This is a genomic window from Modestobacter excelsi, assembly GCF_005930495.1.
Lineage (GTDB): Bacteria > Actinomycetota > Actinomycetes > Mycobacteriales > Geodermatophilaceae > Modestobacter > Modestobacter excelsi.
The window spans coordinates 1-18,446 of sequence record NZ_SJEX01000002.1; the positions used below are offsets into that span (position 1 = coordinate 1).

Genomic DNA, 18,446 nt, shown 5'->3' on the forward strand with positions numbered 1-18,446 from the left:
CCAGGGGCGGGGTCGAACCGCCGACCTCTCGCTTTTCAGGCGAGCGCTCGTACCGACTGAGCTACCTGGCCCCAGCACCGGGACCAGTGGGTGCTGGTACCGGATGGCGACCCTGACGGGACTCGAACCCGCGACCTCCGCCGTGACAGGGCGGCGCGCTAACCAACTGCGCTACAGGGCCTTGCGTTGAACTGTGGTGCTGTCGTGCGTGCCCCCAACGGGGTTCGAACCCGTGCTACCGCCTTGAAAGGGCGGCGTCCTGGACCGCTAGACGATGGGGGCTCGTGGTCGCTGGAGGCAGGGAGAACCATACATGGCCGCGGGAGGGTCCCCGCACGGGGGCCCGGACGCCGCGTGGCGAGCCGATCCGGAGCGCCCTGCGTGCCAGCATCGGTCGTGCTCACACGACGTCCCTCCCGGATGACCGGGCTCGCCTGCCTGGCCGTTGCCGCGCTCTCCGCCGGGTGCGCCGCGCAGACCGCCCCCGACGCCGCGGCCTCCACCGGCAGCGTGTCGGTCGCCGCCCCGACCACCGCCGCCGGCAGCACGTCCTCCGAGGTGGCCGCCTCGTCGGCGGCGCCGGCCAGGGAGGAGGCCGGGAGCACGCCGTTCCCGGGCGACACCCGGGCCGACGTGGCCGAGGCGGTCGACCCGGACGGCCTGACCGTCACCGCGGTGCGCGCGGCCGCCCACGAGGGCTTCGACCGGGTGGTCTTCGAGCTGTCCGGCAGCGGCACGCCCGGTTGGTCGGTGGAGTACGTCGACGCCCCGTCGGCGCAGGGCAGCGGTGCCGCGATCGACGTCCCCGGGTCGGCGTACCTCGGCGTGACGCTGCAGGGCACCAGCTACCCCTACGACTCCGGTGCCGAGGAGGTGGCCCGCGGCGCGGTGCCGGTCTCGGGCACCGACGTCGTCCAGGGGGTGTTCTTCGACGGCACCTTCGAGGGCACCTCGGCGGCCGTCGTCGGGACCGCCACCCGCGCGCCCTTCCGGGTCTACTCCCTCACCGGGCCGTCCCGCGTGGTGGTGGAGGTGGCCACCGCCGGGTGACCGGCGGTCAGCCGGCCTTCGCGGTCAGCTCGAGCGAGTTGTCGGTGACCTTCGTGCAGGTGATCGACAGGGGCCCCGCCGAGACGCTCTCACCCTCGGCGCAGGAGACGCTCGCGTCGCCGACCGACACGGTCGCCTTGCCGTTCTCCGTGCCGACGAAGGCCAGGTCGTTGCCGAGGATGCTGGCCTTCGCGCCGTCCCCCTCCAGCGTCACCGTGCAGGTCCCGCCGGAGCAGTCCACGTTGTCCGAGCTGCACGCCGCCAGCGGCAGCAGCAGCAGGACCCCGGCGGCGGCGCCCACGGCTCCGCGGGCAGCTCGGTGCAGTCGATCGTCCATGGGAGCAGGGTAGGGCGGACGGCGACCTCCCGCGGCTCGACGTGGCGGCAGGTCAGTCCCGGCGCGGAGCGGTGGTGAAGACCCAGCTGCGCAGGGCGACGAACCGGATCAGCCCGATCGCGCCCGTCACCGCGGCGATCAGGAGGAGCTGCGCGACCGCGCCGACGTCGCCGACCAGGCCGTGCACGCCGGCGAGTGCGAGCGACGTGGCCACCAGGCCGATGACGGCCAGCCCACCGCCCTCCCACTGGGCGGCGAACCAGGAGACCCGCGCTCCGGCGTGGAACGTCAGCCGGCGGTGCATCTCGTTGGCCAGCAGGGTGGAGGCGACCGCGCCGACGACGTTGGCCACCTGATCGCCCAGGCCGCCGAGCGCGATGAAGAGCACCGCGTAGAGCGTGCTGGAGACGACGCCGACGACGACGAAGCGGACGAACTGGGCCCGGGCGTCGTCCTGGTGCAGGCGGGCTCGCAGGAGGCTGAGGAGCTGGGGTGCCCGGTGGAGCTCGGCCGTGACGAGGGAACCCGCCTCGCGCGCGCCACCGAGGGTGGTGCGGCGCAGCAGGGACGGGCAGGTCACGTGTACTCCTTCGAGAGCCGAGGGCTCAACGGTTGCATGCTCCACCGACAAGTCTCAGGTGCGCACCTGGATTCCCCGCGCGGCGCGCTGACACTCCGTGAGGTCGATCACGGAGAGTGGTCACGATCAGGTCACAGGCGGCTGTCAGCCGCCTCCCCCCCCGCCCTCGGCACGGTGGTGCCGTGCGCGGAACCGGCCCTCGGCGTCCCTGGCTCTACGACCCCTCGCTCGGCGGGGTGCTCGTGCGGGCGCACCGGTCGCCTGCGGCCGGGGCGGCGAGCAGCGTGCTGTCCGACGTGGTGTGGGGCGACGTCCTGGGGGTGCTGCGCTGGGCCGAGGGGACGCTGACCTGCCCGCCGGAGCTGACCGGTGGCACCGCCTGGCGGACGGCCGCGGCGTCGGCCGGCCTGCTGCGCCGGCTGCCGGGTCTGTGTGCCGAGGCCGGGGTCGCCTGGCCGGGACCTGCACCGGCCTACGCGGCCGGGGACGTGCCGGCCGCGCAGCGGCTGCGGACGGCGGCGGACCGGCTGGCGCTGCGGTTGTGCTCACCGGAGGAGGGCGTTGCCGGGCCGCTGCGCGATGCGCTGGCGGAGCTCGCGGGGGACGTCGACGAGGTGGGCGCGGCGGCGATCGCGGTGCTGACCGAGGGGACGGACTGGACGACGGCCGGGTGAGCCCGGCGTCGGTCCGCCGGGCCGGTTCCGGTGGCCCCCAACGGGTATGGGCGAGCGCATGAGCCTGCTCGCCGTGCTGGACCGGCTGTCCGAGGTGTCGTCGTTCGACAAGTCGCTGGAGAGCGCGCGGGCGGCGGTGAACAAGGTGCTCCGGCCGCAGGCGTTCAAGGACCTGCTGCACGGCACCTGGCTCGGCCACCCGCTGCACCCCATCCTGGCCATGGTCCCGGTGGGCACGTGGCTGTCCGCCGGCATCCTGGACGCGGTACCGCCGGCCCGTCCGGCTGCCACCGCGCTGATCGGCACCGGCGTCGCAGCCAGCCTGCCCGCCGCCCTCGCCGGCGCGGCCGACTGGTCGGAGCAGGACGACGCCGTCCGCCGGCTCGGCGCCCTGCACGCGGTCGCCAACACCGCCGCGCTCGGCCTCTACATGGGCTCGCTGGTGGCCCGGCGCCGGGGCAACGGCACGCTCGGTCGGGTGCTGGCCTACAGCGGGCTCGGGGTGGCCAGCGCGTCGGCCTCCATCGGCGGGCACATGTCCTACGCGCAGTCCTCCGGGGCCAACCACGCGGTGACCGAGGCCCGGCAGCTCACCACCGAGTGGATCGACCTCGGCCCCCTCGACGACCTGCCCGAGGGGCGCCCGGCGTTGCGGACCGGTGAGGGGCAGGGGACGCCGGTCGGGCTCGCCGTCGTCCGCCGTGGTGCCCGGGTCGACGCCTTCGTCAACGCCTGCGCGCACGTGGGTGGACCGCTCGCCGAGGGCACGGTCGAGGAGGTGCGCGGGGTCGACTGCCTGGTCTGCCCGTGGCACGGCTCGGCGTTCGACCTGGAGAGCGGCGAGCCCCGGCGCGGGCCCACGGCCAGCGCGCAGGAGCGGCTGGAGGTCAGGTACGAGGCCGGCCGGGTCTTCGGGAAGCTGCCGAACCGGCACGTCTCGAAGTGACCGCCGGCGGCTGACCCGGACCTAGGCTTCGGCCGTGCGGGCAGCGGCCGTCGGTCTGGTTCTGGTCGTCGTCCTGGCGGGCTGCAGCGGCGCGGATGAGCCCGCGGCGGCTCCAGCTGTGTCCTCCACGCCGGCCGCCGAGGTCCTCCCGGAGGTCCCCGGCATCGCAGGCGAGGCGGTGCAGCTGCGCACCGACGCCGCGCTCGGCGGGCAGGTGCAGGTGCGGCTCACCGACACCGGCCCGGCACCGTTCACGGTGACCTCCGTGCAGCTGGACTCGCCGGGGTTCGCCCCGGTGCCGGCCCGGGCGGTCGCGGCGGCGTACGCGCCCGGGCAGACGATCGACCTCCCGACGCCGTTCGGCGCGGTGGACTGCGCGACCGGGGTCGACCCCGTGGCGGCGCGGGTGACCGTCGTGCGGCCGGAGGGGACGACCGAGGAGCTGCGGGTGCCCCTGGCCGGGGACACGATGGCGCAGGTGCACGACGCCGAGTGCGCGGTCGAGCGGGTGCTGGCGGTCGTCGGCATCGCGGTGGAGGACCTGACCGAGGCGGGGACGACGACGACCGGTGTGGTGGTGCTGACCCGGCGCTCCGGCGATGACCCGGTCGAGGTCACCCGGCTAGGGGGGAGCGTCGTGCTGCAGCCGGTGCTGGAGGACGACCTGCCGGTGACGCTGCCGTCAGACCGGGACGAGCTGCGGCTGCCGGTGACCTTCGACGCGGCGCGCTGCGACCCGCACGCGCTCGCCGAGACGAAGAAGCCGTTCGTCTTCCCGCTGGCGGTGACGGTCGGCGACGGCGGCAGCGTGCCAGTGGACCTGCCGCTCGACGACGCGCAGAAGGCCCAGCTGGAGGAGTTCCTCGGCCGGGTGTGCACCGGCTGAGCGGTTCGTGGGCCCGTCGCCGGGGCACCGTCCGGACGTGTTCCTCTTCTCCAGCCGGCTGGGCTGCCTCGGCTCGCTGCTGGTCTCGCTCGTGCTGACCGCGTTGCTGTTCGTGCTGTTCACCGTGCTCTGAGCCCTCGGCCGATCCCCGAGCCGTCCCCAACCGCGCGTCGGGCGGTCCTGGAGTCCGCACCTCATCCGGTGGTGTTCGGATCATGGCTGTCGCACACGGAGTGACGACCCTTCGCTCGTCGGCGGCTTCCGCTGTCGAGATCGCCGGCACCGCAGCGCCGGCTGGGAGGCTCCGCCGGACGGCCTGCCCCGAGGTCGGCCGACAGGCCACGCTGGATCGAGCCCGAACGGATGCGTCTCATGACCATGCTCCGCAGCGAGAACGGGACCCGAACTGCTCAGCGACTCCTCGTGCCGGCAGCCGTCCTGGCCGTGGTCACGCTCGGGACGGCCGCGGTGCCGTCCGGTGCGGCCACGACCTCCGCTGCGGCTCCGCCGGAGGAGACGGCGTCGGCGGTCGCGGGCGTTGTGCAGACCGCGATGGCCGACGGTCACCTCCGCGCGGTGATCGTCGAGGTCACGCAGGGCGGGGAGGTGGTGGCGAGGCAGGCGTTCGGGACGTCGATGGACGGCGTGCCGGCGACCACCGACATGCACTTCCGCAACGGCGCCGTCGCCTTCACCTACCTCGGCACGCTCCTCATGCAGTTCGTCGACGAGCACGAGGTCGGGCTCGACGACACCATCGACCGCTGGATGCCGGACCTGCCCGAGGCCGACGAGGTCACGCTGAGGATGCTGGCGAACCAGACCTCGGGGTATCCCGATTACGAGACCGACCCGGCCTGGGAGGCCGCGTGGAGCGCGGACCCGTTCCACATCTGGACCTTCGAGGAGCGGCTCGCGTACGCGTTCAGCCGTCCGGCCGTGTTCGCCCCGGGGACGAACTGGAGCTACGCGCACACGAACTTCATGATCCTCGGTGAGGTCCTCGCCCGGATCGGCGGGAAGCCGCTGGACCAGCTGCTGCAGGAGAAGGTGCTCGACCCGATGGGGCTGACCGACACCGTGGCGTCGGTGACCTCCGACGTCCCCGACCCGGTCCTCCACACCTTCAGCTCCGAGCGCCGGGCCGCGCTGGGCATCCCGCCGGCGACCGCCTTCTACGAGGAGTCGACGTTCTGGAACACGCAGTGGGGCACGCCGATGGGCGCCAACGAGACGACGACCATCGATGACTTGGCCACGACCGCGGCGCAGGTCGGCACCGGCGCCCTCCTGTCCGAGGGGAGCTACCACGCGATGACCGACCCGGACCTCCTCGGCTTCGGGCATTCGGACCCCAGCTGTGCGCCCTCCTGCTTCACGCAGGTAGAGGGGTACAACTTCGGCCTGGGCGTCGTCCGTTCCGGGTCGTGGATCCTGCAGGACCCGCTGCTGGCCGGGATCAGCGGGACGACGGCGTACCTGCCCTCCCAGCAGATCGCCATCGCGGTGGCCGTGACGTACCTGCCCGGTGCGTTCGACGCCGAGGGCAACTACCCGAACGCCGCTGACCACCTGTTCCGGCTGATCGGGGCTGTCGTGGCACCGGGTGAAGCACCGCCGATGCCGCCCGGCTAGGGCTTGCGTCGACTCGCCGGCCGGAACGGGCGGTAGCCTCGCTGCGGGCTGCAGCGAGCGGCCTCCAGACCGCCTCCGCGTCGCGTCGTGGGTGTCTGGAGGGTCGTCTGCACCCACCGGGCCTCTAGCTCAACTGGCAGAGCAGCGGACTTTTAATCCGCGGGTTGTGGGTTCGATCCCCACGGGGCCCACCGCGCTTACCTGAGCGTTTGCCCTGCTTCGGGTTGCTCGCCTGGGGTGGCGCCCACAAGACGCCCACAAGACTGTCGGCGGCCTGCTGCGCGGCCGCGTCCATCCGCGCCGCCAGATCGCTCAGGTCGTCGTCGAAGAGGCCGGCGTAGACATCGAGCGTCATCGCCGCCGAGGCGTGCCCGAGCATCCGCTGAACGCTCTTGACGGTCGCCCCGCTGGCCACCGCCAGTGAGGCGGCGGTGTGCCGGAGATCGTGCGGGGTGACGTCGGTCAGCCCGGATGCGCGGACGGCGGGGTCGAAGACGACGCGGCGCCAGTTCCGCAGCCGCAGCGCGGTACCCGCGGAGGTGGTCAGCACCAGGTCGTCACCCTGCTTGCCCTCGCACCGCGCGGCCAGCCCGTCGGCCAACGCGGCCGGTAGCGGCACGCTCCGGTGCTGGTGGGTCTTCGGCGTACCGAACTCCAGCTTGCCGGCGACCTCGGTGACCGACTCCGCGATGGTGAGCCGGCGACGGTGGAAGTCGACGCGGCGCACTCGCAGAGCGGCCAACTCGCCGAACCGCAGACCGGTGTAGGCAAGCAGGCGGATGACGTCGCCGTCGTCGCCCGCTGCAGCAGCGAGGCGCTCGACCTCCTCGCGACTGAGGAACCGCGGCTCGTCGCGGGTGATACGGGGGAGAGGCACTCGATCAGCGGGGTTCCGCGGGATGCGCCCGTCCCGCACGGCCAGTCCGAGCAGCAACGCGAAGACGCGGTGCGCCTGACGCACGGTGGCCGGCGCGGACCCGTTCGCGCGGAGCCCGGCGACCCAGCTGGCGACCTCAGCGTGCGTGACGTCGGCGAGGCGATAGGTGCCCCAGGTGGGCAGGACGTGGGTACGGAGCAGGCCCTCGTAGCGGTACCGCGTGCTCGGCTTGATCTGCGTCTGCGCCGCGAGCCACCGGTCTGCCCACGCGGCGACCGTGATCCGGCCGCGGTCCGGCGCGGTCCAGGTCTGGGTGACCATCGCGGACGTCGCCTCGTCGAGCCAGCGCTGCGCGTCGACCTTCCGGGCGAACCGCTTCTCGTGCTGCCGACCACCGGGATCGCGGTACCGCGCGCGGTAGCGAGAGGTCCCATCGCTCAGCGTGATGCGGGTGATGGAGCCGTCCACGGCAGGGGACCTCCTGTCCGCGTGTGCCGGGCGAAGCGCTTCTGACCGAGCCTGCCCGATGAAGCGGACACGTGGCGACGGTGCGCGGTCACCTGTGGACGCGGGTGGCCTTGTCCCCGCCGACCTTCGACTGCCACCAGCGGTCGACCTCAAGCTCGTCGTAAAGCACGCGACGGCCGACTCGCACGCCGGCGGGCCCGATGCCCGTGTGGCGCCAGTAGCGGACGGTGGCCGGGCTGGTCCGGAAGCGAGCGGCGACCTCCTCGGTAGTGAGCAGTCGAACGGTCACGAATGCCTCCCCGTGCGATCTTCTGGCGGACGGCCCGACAGATGACTGCGATCAGCAGGCGTCGATCAAGCTCCATCGCTGTCAGCGCTCGTCCCCGATGGCCTGGGCCGAGGCGGCGTGCATGTCACCCCGACGTCACCCCGGCGTCCTCAGACGTCACCCCTGGAGGGATGTGCGGTAGAGCGCGGATGTCCGCGACAAGCTGGAGGCGGCAGCTCGCGACCAGTCGCTGATCCGCATCTTGAGGAGCATCCCCCGGTGCGACAAGATCGACGGCTTTGTCATGACCATCGGAAGCGCCTGGGTGCTCTTGGCGGTCTTCTCGCCGGGCATCGACCTGAACGGCTACGTCGCGCTGCGATTGAGCGACGTGTCGAGGGTCAAGCGGCGTGGTGGACCGGACGACTTCGTGGGACGAGCGCTCGCGGCGCCCGTCCGCTTCTGTGACCGATCGGTGCACCTGCTGGAAATCACCCCGCGGGCCGAGGGGGAGGGGCGTCCGACCAAGTGGGCGTTCGGGGACATCGCTCGCGTCGATTTCGGCGGGCGCTACGAGAAGGCTCTGGCGCTCGTCGGCGGATCGCCATTGGCCTGACGCGGCCGACACCGAGTGGGAGTGACCGCTCTGGAACTCGTCACAACGAATTGCGCAGCCGCGGGTGCATGAGGTGTGTCGGTCATGATCTCGCCTGTCGGCAGTGGCGGCGGAGGGGCGTCTGATGCCGGTCTGCGGGGCGCGGGTGATGTTGCTGAGGTCGAGACGGCCCGATGCTTCGCGGCTGGGTCACCGCGCCTGATCAGCATGAGGGTTGTCCCTGGCGCGGTGCCCCGACATCAAGCTCGAGGTGATGGCCGCACGCGACTGCCTGGGCACGGCCCTTCTGCCGGCGGTTGCCCCGTGATCGGACCCGGCCCGGGGTGCCGCTGGGCGAGGCACTGCAGCAGCTGGCCGAACGCACTTCGCTGGCCCGCTTCGTCGACGGCCTGGTCGATGCCATCCGGGGTGCAATGGTGAGCGCCCAGCACCCACTGGGCCCACGTCGTGATGCGGTCATGCCTTGATGACGCCTGCTATGCGGGTCGGCTCCCCAACCCTGGTACCGGCTGGTGCACGATTACTCTGTGGCTCCCCGCCTGAAGCAAGTTCGCACCCTTCGACACCCCTTGAACCCGGACGTCATCCGATTGCCGTCGATGACCTTGAGCATCTCGACTCTCTGGAAGCTCGCGGAGCGCATGGAGTCAGACATGGGGCAGCCCGTCATCGTCCTGGTAAAGGACGAGCAGACGAGCACCGATGATTACCCGAAGGTTCAGGTGGCTACGCGCGGGGCCGGTCTCGGGACAGGGGCTCGCTACGTGTCAGACGTGTCTTTGGTGGCATCCAGCGGGTTCGAGATCTTCGACGGCGTTTCCGCCATACGGAGCGACATGCCGTTCATGCAGTTCGGCTTCCCCTCCGGTCACCCCGGTTCTGCGGTGGTGACGGGAGTCGGGGATTGCGCCTCCTATCGACCGAGACTGGCGGTGACGGCCGCTTGGCTCGCGCATCAGGGTCGGCGTCGGCGGGGCTGGGTCCCTCTCCTCTGGGTCACCGCAGTTGTGCTCGTAAGCTTGCTCACGGCTGGCCTAGTTGCCGTGTCCGCCTTGTCGGCCTTTGACAGAGTTCCGTGGCTCACGTTTCCGTTTACAGTCGCTACAGGAATCGGCGGCATCTGGGCGATCTGGGTCAGCTCACAAAACCTCATCCGTCGGGAGCGCCAGCGGATCAGGGGGGCAAGAATCGACACCAAGCGATGAGCTATCGGTCGAGTGAAACCTCGGCGGGAACGGCGTTGGTCGCGCTTCTGACTGAGAAGCGCGCGTGGTGTCGGTTGGGCCAGGACCCCAAGGGTGCGGTGTAGATGCCCCTTCACGTCGCTCTGAGCGATGTTTTAGGTAAGAGGACCTGGACGTAGACGGTGGTCACGGTGTTGTAGCGGGTGAGTGCCGTGGTCGCGGTCTGGCCGGGCGGGAAGGTCTAGGTCGTCGTGCTCGACTGGCTCGACGCCGGGAAAGGGCCAGTGGCCCGGAACTACTGGCGGCATGCTCGCTACTCGCACTGCTAGAAGAAGTACGCGGTTCCGTCAAGTATTGGTACGTGGACCTGATACGTGGAAGTGTCGTCAAGTCAACATGGGGGTCGCTCTGAGAGAACTCCACGGGAAGGATATACACCCGTCCACCCGGCTTTATTCCAGCATGCGGCCACTCGTCGAAGAGAGCGCCCAATCCGGATTTAGCGCCATCCGTGCCGTGTCTGGCACAAGGGATGCCATGTAGTCATCGGTCAACCCCAGACTGTGGCTGGATGCCTCGCATTTCGACGCCGTGTAGTTGTAGTCGGGTGATTATGACTAACGGTGACGGCGGCGTCGTCGGCCAATGTGCCCTCGGTGGCCTGGGAGTCGAAGTAGTAAAGGCTCCGAACAAGGGCCTGGTCCGCTGCCAGAGTGTCTGCAGGCGTCAACATTGTCGCGATTGGAGTGGGGGCCGTCGAGGCGACGGCGGCCGTGCTTGATGGGCTCGGTGAAGCGGTGCTATCGGCCTTGCCAGCCCCGCAGGCCGCGAGCCCGACGGTGACAACGGCTGAGACCGCGAGCAGGCTCGCTGGCCGCGCAAGGGTTCACAGGCGCGGAGTCGTTGTCATGTGGGGGTCCCTGTTTGTGTCGAGCTGTTTAGGTGAGGCCAGTGGCGACCAACGCAAGGGCTATCGACCGGAACTGGCTCGGATAAAGGCGAGCTGTGTGCCTGTTCCAGGCCGAGGCGCGAATCAAGTGACTCTGCATCCCTGACAGACGAGCCCGCCGCACTGGTGCTGGTCTACATCCCCGAATCAGGACGCCCGGCTTGTCGAACTTATGTACGCGCCGCTATGACGCCACGCTGAGAAGAAGCTCCGACGTTGGAGGCATGTGGAGGCCAACGCTCGACGAAGGGCTCGAGTCGAAGCTGGCAGGCGGCGCTGGCCCGGCCGGGTGTCTCCCGCGTCATCCCACCCAAGCCGGTGACCCTCACGAGCGGTAAGCACGTCACCGGCTGGCTCCGGGGCCGCATGAAGACGGCACGAAACTTGGCTGGGCCCGGTCGACGGTAAGGGTCGGCCCTGGTTGATGGATCGGAGTACCTCATACGTCCGGCACAGCGATCCGTGACGTCACGCCGCCGTGGGCCTTCAGGCTAATCCTCGACCGAGGCGTCATGCGGAGGGTCCTGTTCACGCTGCAACCAAATTGACGGCCGGTCAAGACGCCGGCAGGCGCTGCATAAGACCCATGACGGGTGACCGATGAGGCCACGGTGACGCAGCGGTGACGCTTCGCCAACTACGGTGCGGGCCCTTGGCCGCCGGGTGGAAGTCCGCTAGGTGCGCCGAGGACGGAAGCACCAACCTTAGTCAGTTAAGAAGCGGGGGATCGTCAGATGAGATCGTACGTCAATCAGTCGACCTTCATAATGTACATCCACGTCAAACCCTACGACCTCGATGTCGATGTCGCCGCCTTATTGAATGATACTGGGGATGTAGAGAGCCTGCGGGCGGCCTGGGTGAAGCAATTCTCGAGCCGACCCAATACGTTCTTCCATGAGATCTACCACTATTGGCAGGGGCTGCGGCTCCCGTTTCTATACAGGTATGCCGTGTTGTCCCATCGCGTCATGATTCAGGCGTACGTCAAGATGGCAAGCCAGGGTAAGGGCCTCCACGCTTGGGATGTGCTGCTTCCCGAGCTATATCGATTGTCGCTTCCTTCGCAGATCTGGCAGATAGGTGAGGCAACCTTTGCTCTCGGAGGCCCAGACACTCCTGCACCTCCTGGGGCGAAGCACCACTGGGCGATAAGTCCGCAGGACCTTCTCGAGACGGCCGCAAGCATTTCCGAGTTTCAGGTCACCCAGGTGAATCCTGCGGACCGAACGAGTCCCAAGGCCTTTCGTCGGTGGTGCAAGCGGTTCCCCGCATACTCCGACGGCTATGAGATCGTGCGGGAAGTGCTCGGGGAAGATGTTGCCTTGGTTTGCACCGTCCCACTAGTCAATGGAGCCTTTTGTACGTCGGAACCGTGCCGCGCCTTCATCGAGCTCTTAGGTGCCCTGAAGTCCCACATGGACGCAGGCCGCCTTGACGGTTTCTTGTCTTATCCGGAACCCCGGCAGTGGGCGAGGCTTGTCGAAGACATTGTCAGTCGGCTGGATTACGAGTCCGATTCGCAGGACGCCAAACTCCTCGGGAGCCCCTATCACCGCGTAAATCTTGATGACTGGCTGTATGCCTCGTCTGAGGCAGGAGCCTTGACCCACCCCTTTCTTACCGAAAAGGCTCGCGAGTGGGATGAGCGGTCAAGGGCGCAGCCAGCATACCGGTACCTGCTAGCCCAACCCGCCTGGGTCGAAGAGGCGGCATTTTGGGGTGCTCTGTTAGACCTCGCGCCGCCCGTGTCGTTCGTCAAGCTTTATAAGAACGAGGCGTCTTCGACGCTGATAACTGTCGGAGATACGGAAATTCCTCAGTGGCAGCTTAAGCGATTCTTGACTATGTATAGCGTGGTCCACCGGGCGAGCGAGGTCGGGGTCGACCCTGCGAACCGGTTGTGTCACCACGTGGCATGTCCTGAATACTCCGCGAACTACTGCAACAGCTACCCCGCCATTCCACGCGACTACAAGGACTGCGGATTCCCGAGCATACAAGCAGAGCTAAGTCAGCACTGGAAGTCGAGCCAAGGAGGAAAAAGTGGTATGGACTGAGCACGATCTCGGCGCACAAGTCGATGATCTTCGAGGTCAGTTCGACACGGTTATGTCGGTATCTGCCGGCGATGACACAGAGGATCTCGTCAGATACATTACAAGTCAGCTCGACAACGATTCTTTGGATCAAGTCGAGGTGGTTAGGGACCTGGATCGTCGTGGGGACCTCGCCTCTGAACCCATTACGGTGGCAGCTTTGGTTGCTGTCACGGGGGTGACAGTGGTGACCATCGGACGAATTATAGAGCGTTGGCTTGAAAACCGGCGGCAGCACGCTGAGGCCAAAATGCTTATCACGACATATCAGCTTTCCAAAGAAGCTGGAGACGCGTACGCCGCATTAGCATCGCGACATGCCGATGTGTCTATTGAATATCAGTTAGCCGATCCAGGGTCGGTGACTCAGCTGTAAGCGAGCGGATCGTCTTACCGCGGTCACTCTCGCTGGCGGTGTGCTTGTTCCCTTAGCTACCGTACAATTAATGGGTTTCCTTCGCCATAGCAACGCCGCGGGAAAATTCGTGGTGCTCCAATGGCACCTCAACTGTCGCCACTCCTAGTTGTGGCGCGGATTCCGATCGCGGCCCCGCCGAGCCGCGCTGACATATGGGGCCACTTGGCTCTCGGGAGGTCATCGTAGGGCTAGGCGCGCGCTGCCCCGGCTATTAATCCGGTGCACGTCGTCCCAGTCCCAATGCGACACCTCAATTAGCGACTGTCAGGCCATCCCGCAGGACGCATCCCAGCTGCAGTGTCCGGCGCATAATGGCTTTGGAGCTGAACGCCGCTTACGACATCCACCACGACGACCCCGCCTTTGGCTACCGGTTCATCGCTGACCCGCTGCACGAACGCGGGCTGAAAGTGGGTGAGCCGACGGGTCGGCGCCGCGAGGGAAGTCGGCCCATGAGCGACCCGGTCTTCCGCGGCGCGTGCGGCTGGCCCTTGCGCACCTCTGCGCCGTGTGTGGCTAGGACTGGTGGTTCGTTGGACCAGGCGGGGCGGCCTCGTAGCTGGGCACGTGCGCGGGCGAACATCGGAGCCCGAACACCGTCGATCCGGGGCTGGAGCCGTGGCGTTGTAGCGCAGGCTGCTCGACGGGAGCGTCGTCGGCTTGAGCCAAGACGGCACAATCATGGTGCTACCAGTGCTTTCGGGCGAGCGGCAGCGGCGTACGTCCGGGTCCAAGGCTGAATCGGCCAGTCCATCCGCTGAACGGTCGGTACCCCTCGCCCTGCGCTGAGATTCACCGCCACCCCCTTTGTGGGACGACGGTGGCCAGGTGTGAGCAGCCTGCCGATTAGGTATCCGCGGGCGCAACGTCTGAGCAGGGCTTATGCGGCTGGTGGTCGCGGTGTGGTCGCATTGTCCGGGCTGGCATCGGGCCAGCCGACGCCTGAGCCAGATGGTTTGAGCGTGGCCAGGCGACCGTTTGGGGGACACGCCCTAGCTGAGAGGTCGTGGCAGGACAGGCCCGACCGCGCGAGGAGTTAGGCGCGGCCTTAGCAGGCTCCGCAGCCACATCACGTGTCGCAGACGTCGACGTAGTCAAGACCGGAGACGTAGCTCCCCCACTCGTCGCGGCTCAGGCCACCGCCGGTAATGGCGCAAGCACGCTCCATGTCATGCGCTCGGAACTCTATGAGGTCGGTGAGATTCCACAGCTGCACGGTGCCGTCGTCGCCGGCGGAGGCGAGGGTGTGCCCGTCGGGGGCGAAGGCCACCGACCGGACCCAGTCGGTGTGGCCGGTGAGTGGGGACCCCAGTGGGGTGGGATTGGTCGGATCGCTGGTGTTCCACAGCCGCACGGTGCCGTCCTCGCCGGCGGAGGCGAGGATGTGCCCGTCGGGGGCGAAGGCTACCGACCGGACCGAGTTGGTGTGGCCGGTGAGTGGGGACCCCAGTGGGGTGGGATTGGTCGGATCGCTGGTGTTCCACAGCCGCACGGTGTCGTCGCCGCCGACCGGGCCGCCGGCGGAGGCCAGAGTGTGTCCATCCGGGGCGAAGGCCACCGCCATGACGAAGCCGTCGTGGCCGCTCAGCGGAGCGCCCAGTGGGGTGGGATTGCTCGGATCGCTGGTGTTCCACAGCCGCACGGTGCCGTTCTCGAGGCCGGCGGAGGCGAGGGTGTGGCCGTCGGGAGTGAAGGCCACCGCGGCCGCCGTGCCGTCGCCGGTGAGCGGGGTGGGATTGGTCGGATCGCTGATGTTCCACAGCCGCACGGTGCCGTCGTTGCCACCGGCGGCCAGGGTGTGGCCGGCGGGGGCGAAGGCCATCGACCAGACCGTACCGCCGTCGCTGGTCAGGGGAGCGCCCAGTGGGGTGGGATTGGTCGGATTGCTGGTGTTCCACAGCCGCACGGTGCCGTCCTCGTGGCCGGCGGCCAGGGTGTGGCCGTCGGGGGCGAAGGCCACCGACCAGACCGCACCGCCGTCGCCGGTCAGCGGAGCGCCCAATAGGGTGGGGTTGGTCGGATCGCTGGTGTTCCACAGCCGCACGGTGTCGTCCTCACCGGCGGAGGCGAGGGTGTGCCCGTCGGGGGCGAAGGTAACTGCGATGACGGGGCCGTCGTGGCCGGTCAATCGGGTCGGGGCGGCGGGTCCGCTGGTGTTCCACAGCCGCACGGTGCCTGCGGCGCCGGGCAAGCCGCTGGCGGAGGCCAAAGTCTGTCCATTCGGGGCGAAGGCCACCGCCACGACCAAGCCGTCGCGGCCGGTCAGCGGAGCGCCCAGTGGGGTGGGATTGGTCGGATCGCTGGTGTTCCACAGCCGCACGGTGCCGTCGTAGCCGGCGGAGGCGAGGGTGTGCCCGTCGGGGGCGAAGGCAACCGACCGGACTGAGTCGGTGTGGCCGGTGAGTGGGGAACCCAGTGGGATGGGATTGGTCGGATCGCTGGTGTTCCACAGCCGCACGGTGCCGTCGTAGCCGGCGGAGGCGAGGGTGTGCCCGTCGGGGGCGAAGGCAACCGACCGGACCGAGTCGGTGTGGCCGGTGAGTGGGGAACCCAGTGGGGTGGGATTGGTCGGATCGCTGGTGTTCCACAGCCGCACGGTGCCGTCCTCGCCGGCGGAGGCGAGGGTGTGCCCGTCCGGGGCGAAGGCTACCGCCGTGGCCGTGTCGTCGTGGCCGGTCAGCGGAGCGCCCAGTGGGGTGGGATTGGTCGGATCGCTGGTGTTCCACAGCCGCACGGTGCCGTCCTCGCCCGTGGAGGCGAGGGTGTGCCCGTCCGGGGCGAAGGCCACCGACCAGACCGCGCCGCCGTGGCCGGTCAGCCAAGCGCCAAGTGGGGTGGGATTGGTCGGATCGCTGCTGTTCCACAGCCGCACGGTGTCGTCGTAGCCGGCGGAGGCGAGGGTGTGTCCGTCCGAGGTGAAGGCCACTGACAATGCCCCGTAGTAGTGGCCGGTAAGCTCAGTGGAGGTGGTCGGATAGCTGGTGTTCCACAGCCGCACGGTGCCGTCAAGGCTCGCGGAGGCGAGGGTGTGGCCGTCGGGGGCGAACGCCACCGCGCTCGGCAGGTCGGTGTGGCCGGTGAGGATTCCCCGGTACGGAGTCGTGAGCACGTTGTTTATCAGCGCCGAGCGGGTCTCCTGACCGGGATGAATGTGGACGGCCACTTCATTAAGCCGCAGTGCCGTGCGTGGGTCTTGGTCGAGACGGAGTTCGGCCTGGGCCTGGAGTTGGCGGGCGATGGCCGTCCGTGCTTGTTCTTCGGCGACGCGCTGCTGTTCTTCGGCGATGCGCTGCTGTTCTTGGGCGGCTTGTTGCCGGTCGACGGCGACGACGGTGGCGGTGAGGGCGAGGATTAGCAGGATCGTGAGTGTCGCCACCGCGGAGCGCACCCAGCGAATCGTCCGCCGATGCTGGCGGACGTCCTCTCCGATCAGCTCATCCTTGGGCCGATGGTGCAACGGCGCCGCGACGTCCGCCACGGCGTTGCGAAACCGCGGATTGTGCAGGGACACGTCCTCCTCGGCCCGCGCCCAGCGCACGTCGATGTAGCGCGGATCCTCGGAGAAAACGTCGTGCAGCGATGGCGGCAACGCCGTGGTCCGAGTCCAGTCAAAGTCCCCATCGACGTAGTTCCAGACCACCTTGCCGTCGGTGAGCACGATGAGGAACGTTGCCAGTGACTTGTGCTCCAGCCAGAAGGCGACCTCGCGTCCCACCCAGGGCGAGCGAGCCGCTTCGGGGGAGGCGAGCAGGACGAAGAACTCCGAGCTTCCGAGCGCCTGCTGGATGGAGGTCCACAGCCCGGGATTGGCTGAGAGGCTGGCCTGGTCTCGAAACACGCGCAGCGCCCGGAGTCGAAACCAGGGCCGAGCGAACCCATGCAGCCCGGTCTGCAGGGCCGGAGCCAACTTGCCGTCAGCGGCGTGGCTGTAGGAGATGAACGCCGCGTATGCGTCGGTGGCTCCTACGGCTGACCGGCCCTCCGTGCTCTTCGGGAGGGAACGAAACTTCATGTGCTTACCCACGGAACTCCACCTGGGGCGAACTCCATGATGGTTGAACCTATCGGCCGGCGGTACACCTCAGCGGCCAGCATGGCCACCTCGCCGCCGTCGCTGTTGAAGACCCTGCCGGTGGAAACCTCGTCTCCGCGGTCCACCGTGTCGATCCAGCGTCGCGAATGACTACGAACGGCTAACACGCGCTGCTCTCGGCGGCTAGATGAAGAGTCAGGTACGGTGGCGACTCGCATCGCCTTCACGCTCCGGTTCCTCCAAAAGTTTTCACTCCCCGAAGCGCCGAGGAGCCTCGCCGATACAGTCTGCGAACTAGGGCGTCACCAGTGCGTCACCGCTGCGTCACGGAATTGGATACCCACCGGCACATAGGTTGACCTGCGCTATTGAGTCCTGGGGTCGCGACGTGGTTGCACCGTCCCGACGCCCGGTTGGCCGGCGGTGACGACGGCACGGTGCGGTTGTGGGACCGGGCCAGGAGGGCCCGAGCATGGTTTTCGCTGGGCACTCCGGTGCTGCCACCAATGCCGCCTATGATTCTCAGGAGCGAATGCTTGCGAGCAGCGGCGCCGATGGATCAGTGCGGGTCTGGGATCCAATCAGTGGGGTGGCCATCGGTGAACCGCTGAGGGGCCACCGAGGCCCACAACGGATGCGGCGTTCAGCACGGACGGAGCGCTGCTCGTGTCGGCGGCGCCTTTAAACTGACCCCTGGCGAAGGGCGGGGGACTCAGCGTCTCCGCGGCGGTGACGCTCGCGGTGGTGCCGATCATCCGTACGGCGAGGCTCGGCGCGACCGTGTCGAAGCATGGACCCGCGCCCGGTCGGTCTCGAAAGGGCTCAAGGAGGAGGTCTATCTCTACCTCACCGGCACACCCCGAACGACGGCACCGGCGGGGACGCGCGCACCACCCCTGTCGCCGTCGCCTAAGCCAGGATTAAGGCTGCTGCTACGTGGATCCTCGCAGGGTTGTTCAGGGCGTCGAAGGCGAACGGTATGGCGACCGCTGCGACCGCTGCGATTCCCGTGCTGACCCGAAGGGGTACGTCCCGGAAGTGTCAGTCCGATAAATCCCTGACCTTCGACCGAAGAGGTGTCGAGCCGGCGACCACGAGCACCGCCAGGGCAACGCCTTTCGGCCAGTAGTCCGACGCAAACCTGCCCACGGAGCCGACACGGTAGTGACGACGGGTCGCACTCTCCTCATGCCCCTCCGTTAAGTCGGCAATCTCGCGTCGGGTGAGGCCTCGTTGAGGTAGACGACTTACCCATCGGGAGCCTCACGTCCTCGTCAAGGGCCGGCTGCAGGAGTCGCGGCGGCTGTGGTCGCAGTGTGGTCGCGGACTCCCCGCCATCGGGGCACGGGGGGCGGCAGCCTTCGGCAAGTTAGGCGGCTTTGACCTTCGTAACTAGCATCCGTCGGCACCGGTCAACATCCCCGGG

The 18,446-nt window shown here is 68.5% G+C and carries 14 protein-coding genes, 3 tRNA genes and 1 pseudogene; 11 read left to right on the forward strand and 7 right to left on the reverse strand.

The window, feature by feature from the left end; translation table 11 throughout:
* Positions 1-104: 104 nt before the first annotated feature.
* A tRNA-Asp gene (locus tag FHL80_RS01085) sits at positions 105-181 on the reverse strand.
* A gap of 28 nt (positions 182-209) precedes the next feature.
* A tRNA-Glu gene (locus FHL80_RS01090) sits at positions 210-282 on the reverse strand.
* Between the two features lie 114 nt (positions 283-396).
* Between FHL80_RS01090 and FHL80_RS01095 the strand changes: the two genes are divergently transcribed.
* On the forward strand, positions 397-1,050 hold the full coding sequence (locus tag FHL80_RS01095) for an AMIN-like domain-containing (lipo)protein (protein WP_138731636.1): 654 nt from the start codon (positions 397-399) through the stop codon (positions 1,048-1,050).
* 7 nt (positions 1,051-1,057) lie between these two features.
* Here the strand turns inward: FHL80_RS01095 and FHL80_RS01100 are convergent, their stop codons facing one another.
* Both FHL80_RS01100 and FHL80_RS01105 read right to left on the reverse strand, forming a co-directional pair.
* Positions 1,058-1,387, reverse strand: coding sequence for a hypothetical protein (locus FHL80_RS01100; protein WP_138731637.1), 330 nt, complete (start codon positions 1,385-1,387; stop codon positions 1,058-1,060).
* A 52-nt stretch (positions 1,388-1,439) separates the two neighbouring features.
* On the reverse strand, positions 1,440-1,967 hold the full coding sequence (locus FHL80_RS01105) for a GtrA family protein (protein WP_216870327.1): 528 nt from the start codon (positions 1,965-1,967) through the stop codon (positions 1,440-1,442).
* Between the two features lie 182 nt (positions 1,968-2,149).
* Between FHL80_RS01105 and FHL80_RS01110 the strand changes: the two genes are divergently transcribed.
* From FHL80_RS01110 to FHL80_RS01130, 5 genes are all read left to right on the forward strand, one after another.
* Positions 2,150-2,641 carry a hypothetical protein gene (locus FHL80_RS01110; RefSeq protein ID WP_138731638.1) on the forward strand — a complete coding sequence of 164 codons (492 nt, stop codon included), beginning with the start codon at positions 2,150-2,152 and terminating at the stop codon, positions 2,639-2,641.
* Between the two features lie 58 nt (positions 2,642-2,699).
* Positions 2,700-3,587 (forward strand): Rieske (2Fe-2S) protein, encoded by an 888-nt coding sequence (locus FHL80_RS01115; RefSeq protein ID WP_138731639.1) that lies wholly within the window; start codon positions 2,700-2,702, stop codon positions 3,585-3,587.
* Between the two features lie 34 nt (positions 3,588-3,621).
* On the forward strand, positions 3,622-4,473 hold the full coding sequence (locus FHL80_RS01120) for a hypothetical protein (protein ID WP_138731640.1): 852 nt from the start codon (positions 3,622-3,624) through the stop codon (positions 4,471-4,473).
* A 423-nt stretch (positions 4,474-4,896) separates the two neighbouring features.
* On the forward strand, positions 4,897-6,108 hold the full coding sequence (locus FHL80_RS01125) for a serine hydrolase domain-containing protein (RefSeq protein ID WP_138731641.1): 1,212 nt from the start codon (positions 4,897-4,899) through the stop codon (positions 6,106-6,108).
* Positions 6,109-6,226: 118 nt separating this feature from the next.
* Positions 6,227-6,299, forward strand: a tRNA-Lys gene (locus tag FHL80_RS01130).
* Positions 6,300-6,451: 152 nt separating this feature from the next.
* Here the strand turns inward: FHL80_RS01130 and FHL80_RS26970 are convergent.
* Together FHL80_RS26970 and FHL80_RS01140 are read right to left on the reverse strand one after the other, a co-directional pair.
* Positions 6,452-7,306 (reverse strand): annotated as a pseudogene (locus tag FHL80_RS26970) (tyrosine-type recombinase/integrase); the annotation flags it as partial.
* A 235-nt stretch (positions 7,307-7,541) separates the two neighbouring features.
* A complete protein-coding gene (locus tag FHL80_RS01140) occupies positions 7,542-7,742 on the reverse strand; it encodes a helix-turn-helix transcriptional regulator (RefSeq protein ID WP_138731642.1) in 201 nt (66 codons plus the stop codon).
* Between the two features lie 283 nt (positions 7,743-8,025).
* Here FHL80_RS01140 and FHL80_RS01145 point away from each other — a divergent pair, with 283 nt between their 5' ends.
* The 4 genes from FHL80_RS01145 (at position 8,026) to FHL80_RS01165 (ending at position 12,945) form a co-directional block, all read left to right on the forward strand.
* The gene (locus tag FHL80_RS01145; RefSeq protein WP_138731643.1) at positions 8,026-8,337 is read left to right on the forward strand and encodes a hypothetical protein; all 312 of its coding nucleotides are present in this window, start codon (positions 8,026-8,028) and stop codon (positions 8,335-8,337) included.
* A 599-nt stretch (positions 8,338-8,936) separates the two neighbouring features.
* Positions 8,937-9,542 (forward strand): hypothetical protein, encoded by a 606-nt coding sequence (locus FHL80_RS01155; protein WP_138731644.1) that lies wholly within the window; start codon positions 8,937-8,939, stop codon positions 9,540-9,542.
* Positions 9,543-11,204: 1,662 nt separating this feature from the next.
* The gene (locus FHL80_RS01160) at positions 11,205-12,530 is read left to right on the forward strand and encodes a hypothetical protein (RefSeq protein WP_138731645.1); all 1,326 of its coding nucleotides are present in this window, start codon (positions 11,205-11,207) and stop codon (positions 12,528-12,530) included.
* Positions 12,517-12,945: a hypothetical protein gene (locus FHL80_RS01165; RefSeq protein ID WP_138731646.1), complete on the forward strand. Its 429-nt coding sequence runs from the start codon at positions 12,517-12,519 to the stop codon at positions 12,943-12,945. Before FHL80_RS01160 ends, FHL80_RS01165 begins: the two co-directional genes overlap by 14 nt.
* 1,111 nt (positions 12,946-14,056) lie before the next feature.
* Here FHL80_RS01165 and FHL80_RS26625 read toward each other — a convergent pair.
* Positions 14,057-17,011, reverse strand: a complete 2,955-nt coding sequence (locus tag FHL80_RS26625; protein ID WP_138731647.1) for a toll/interleukin-1 receptor domain-containing protein — start codon at positions 17,009-17,011, stop codon at positions 14,057-14,059.
* A 481-nt stretch (positions 17,012-17,492) separates the two neighbouring features.
* Between FHL80_RS26625 and FHL80_RS26975 the strand changes: the two genes are divergently transcribed.
* Complete coding sequence (locus FHL80_RS26975) at positions 17,493-17,705, forward strand: WD40 repeat domain-containing protein (protein WP_369333790.1); 213 nt, start codon at positions 17,493-17,495, stop codon at positions 17,703-17,705.
* Positions 17,706-18,446 lie beyond the last annotated feature (741 nt).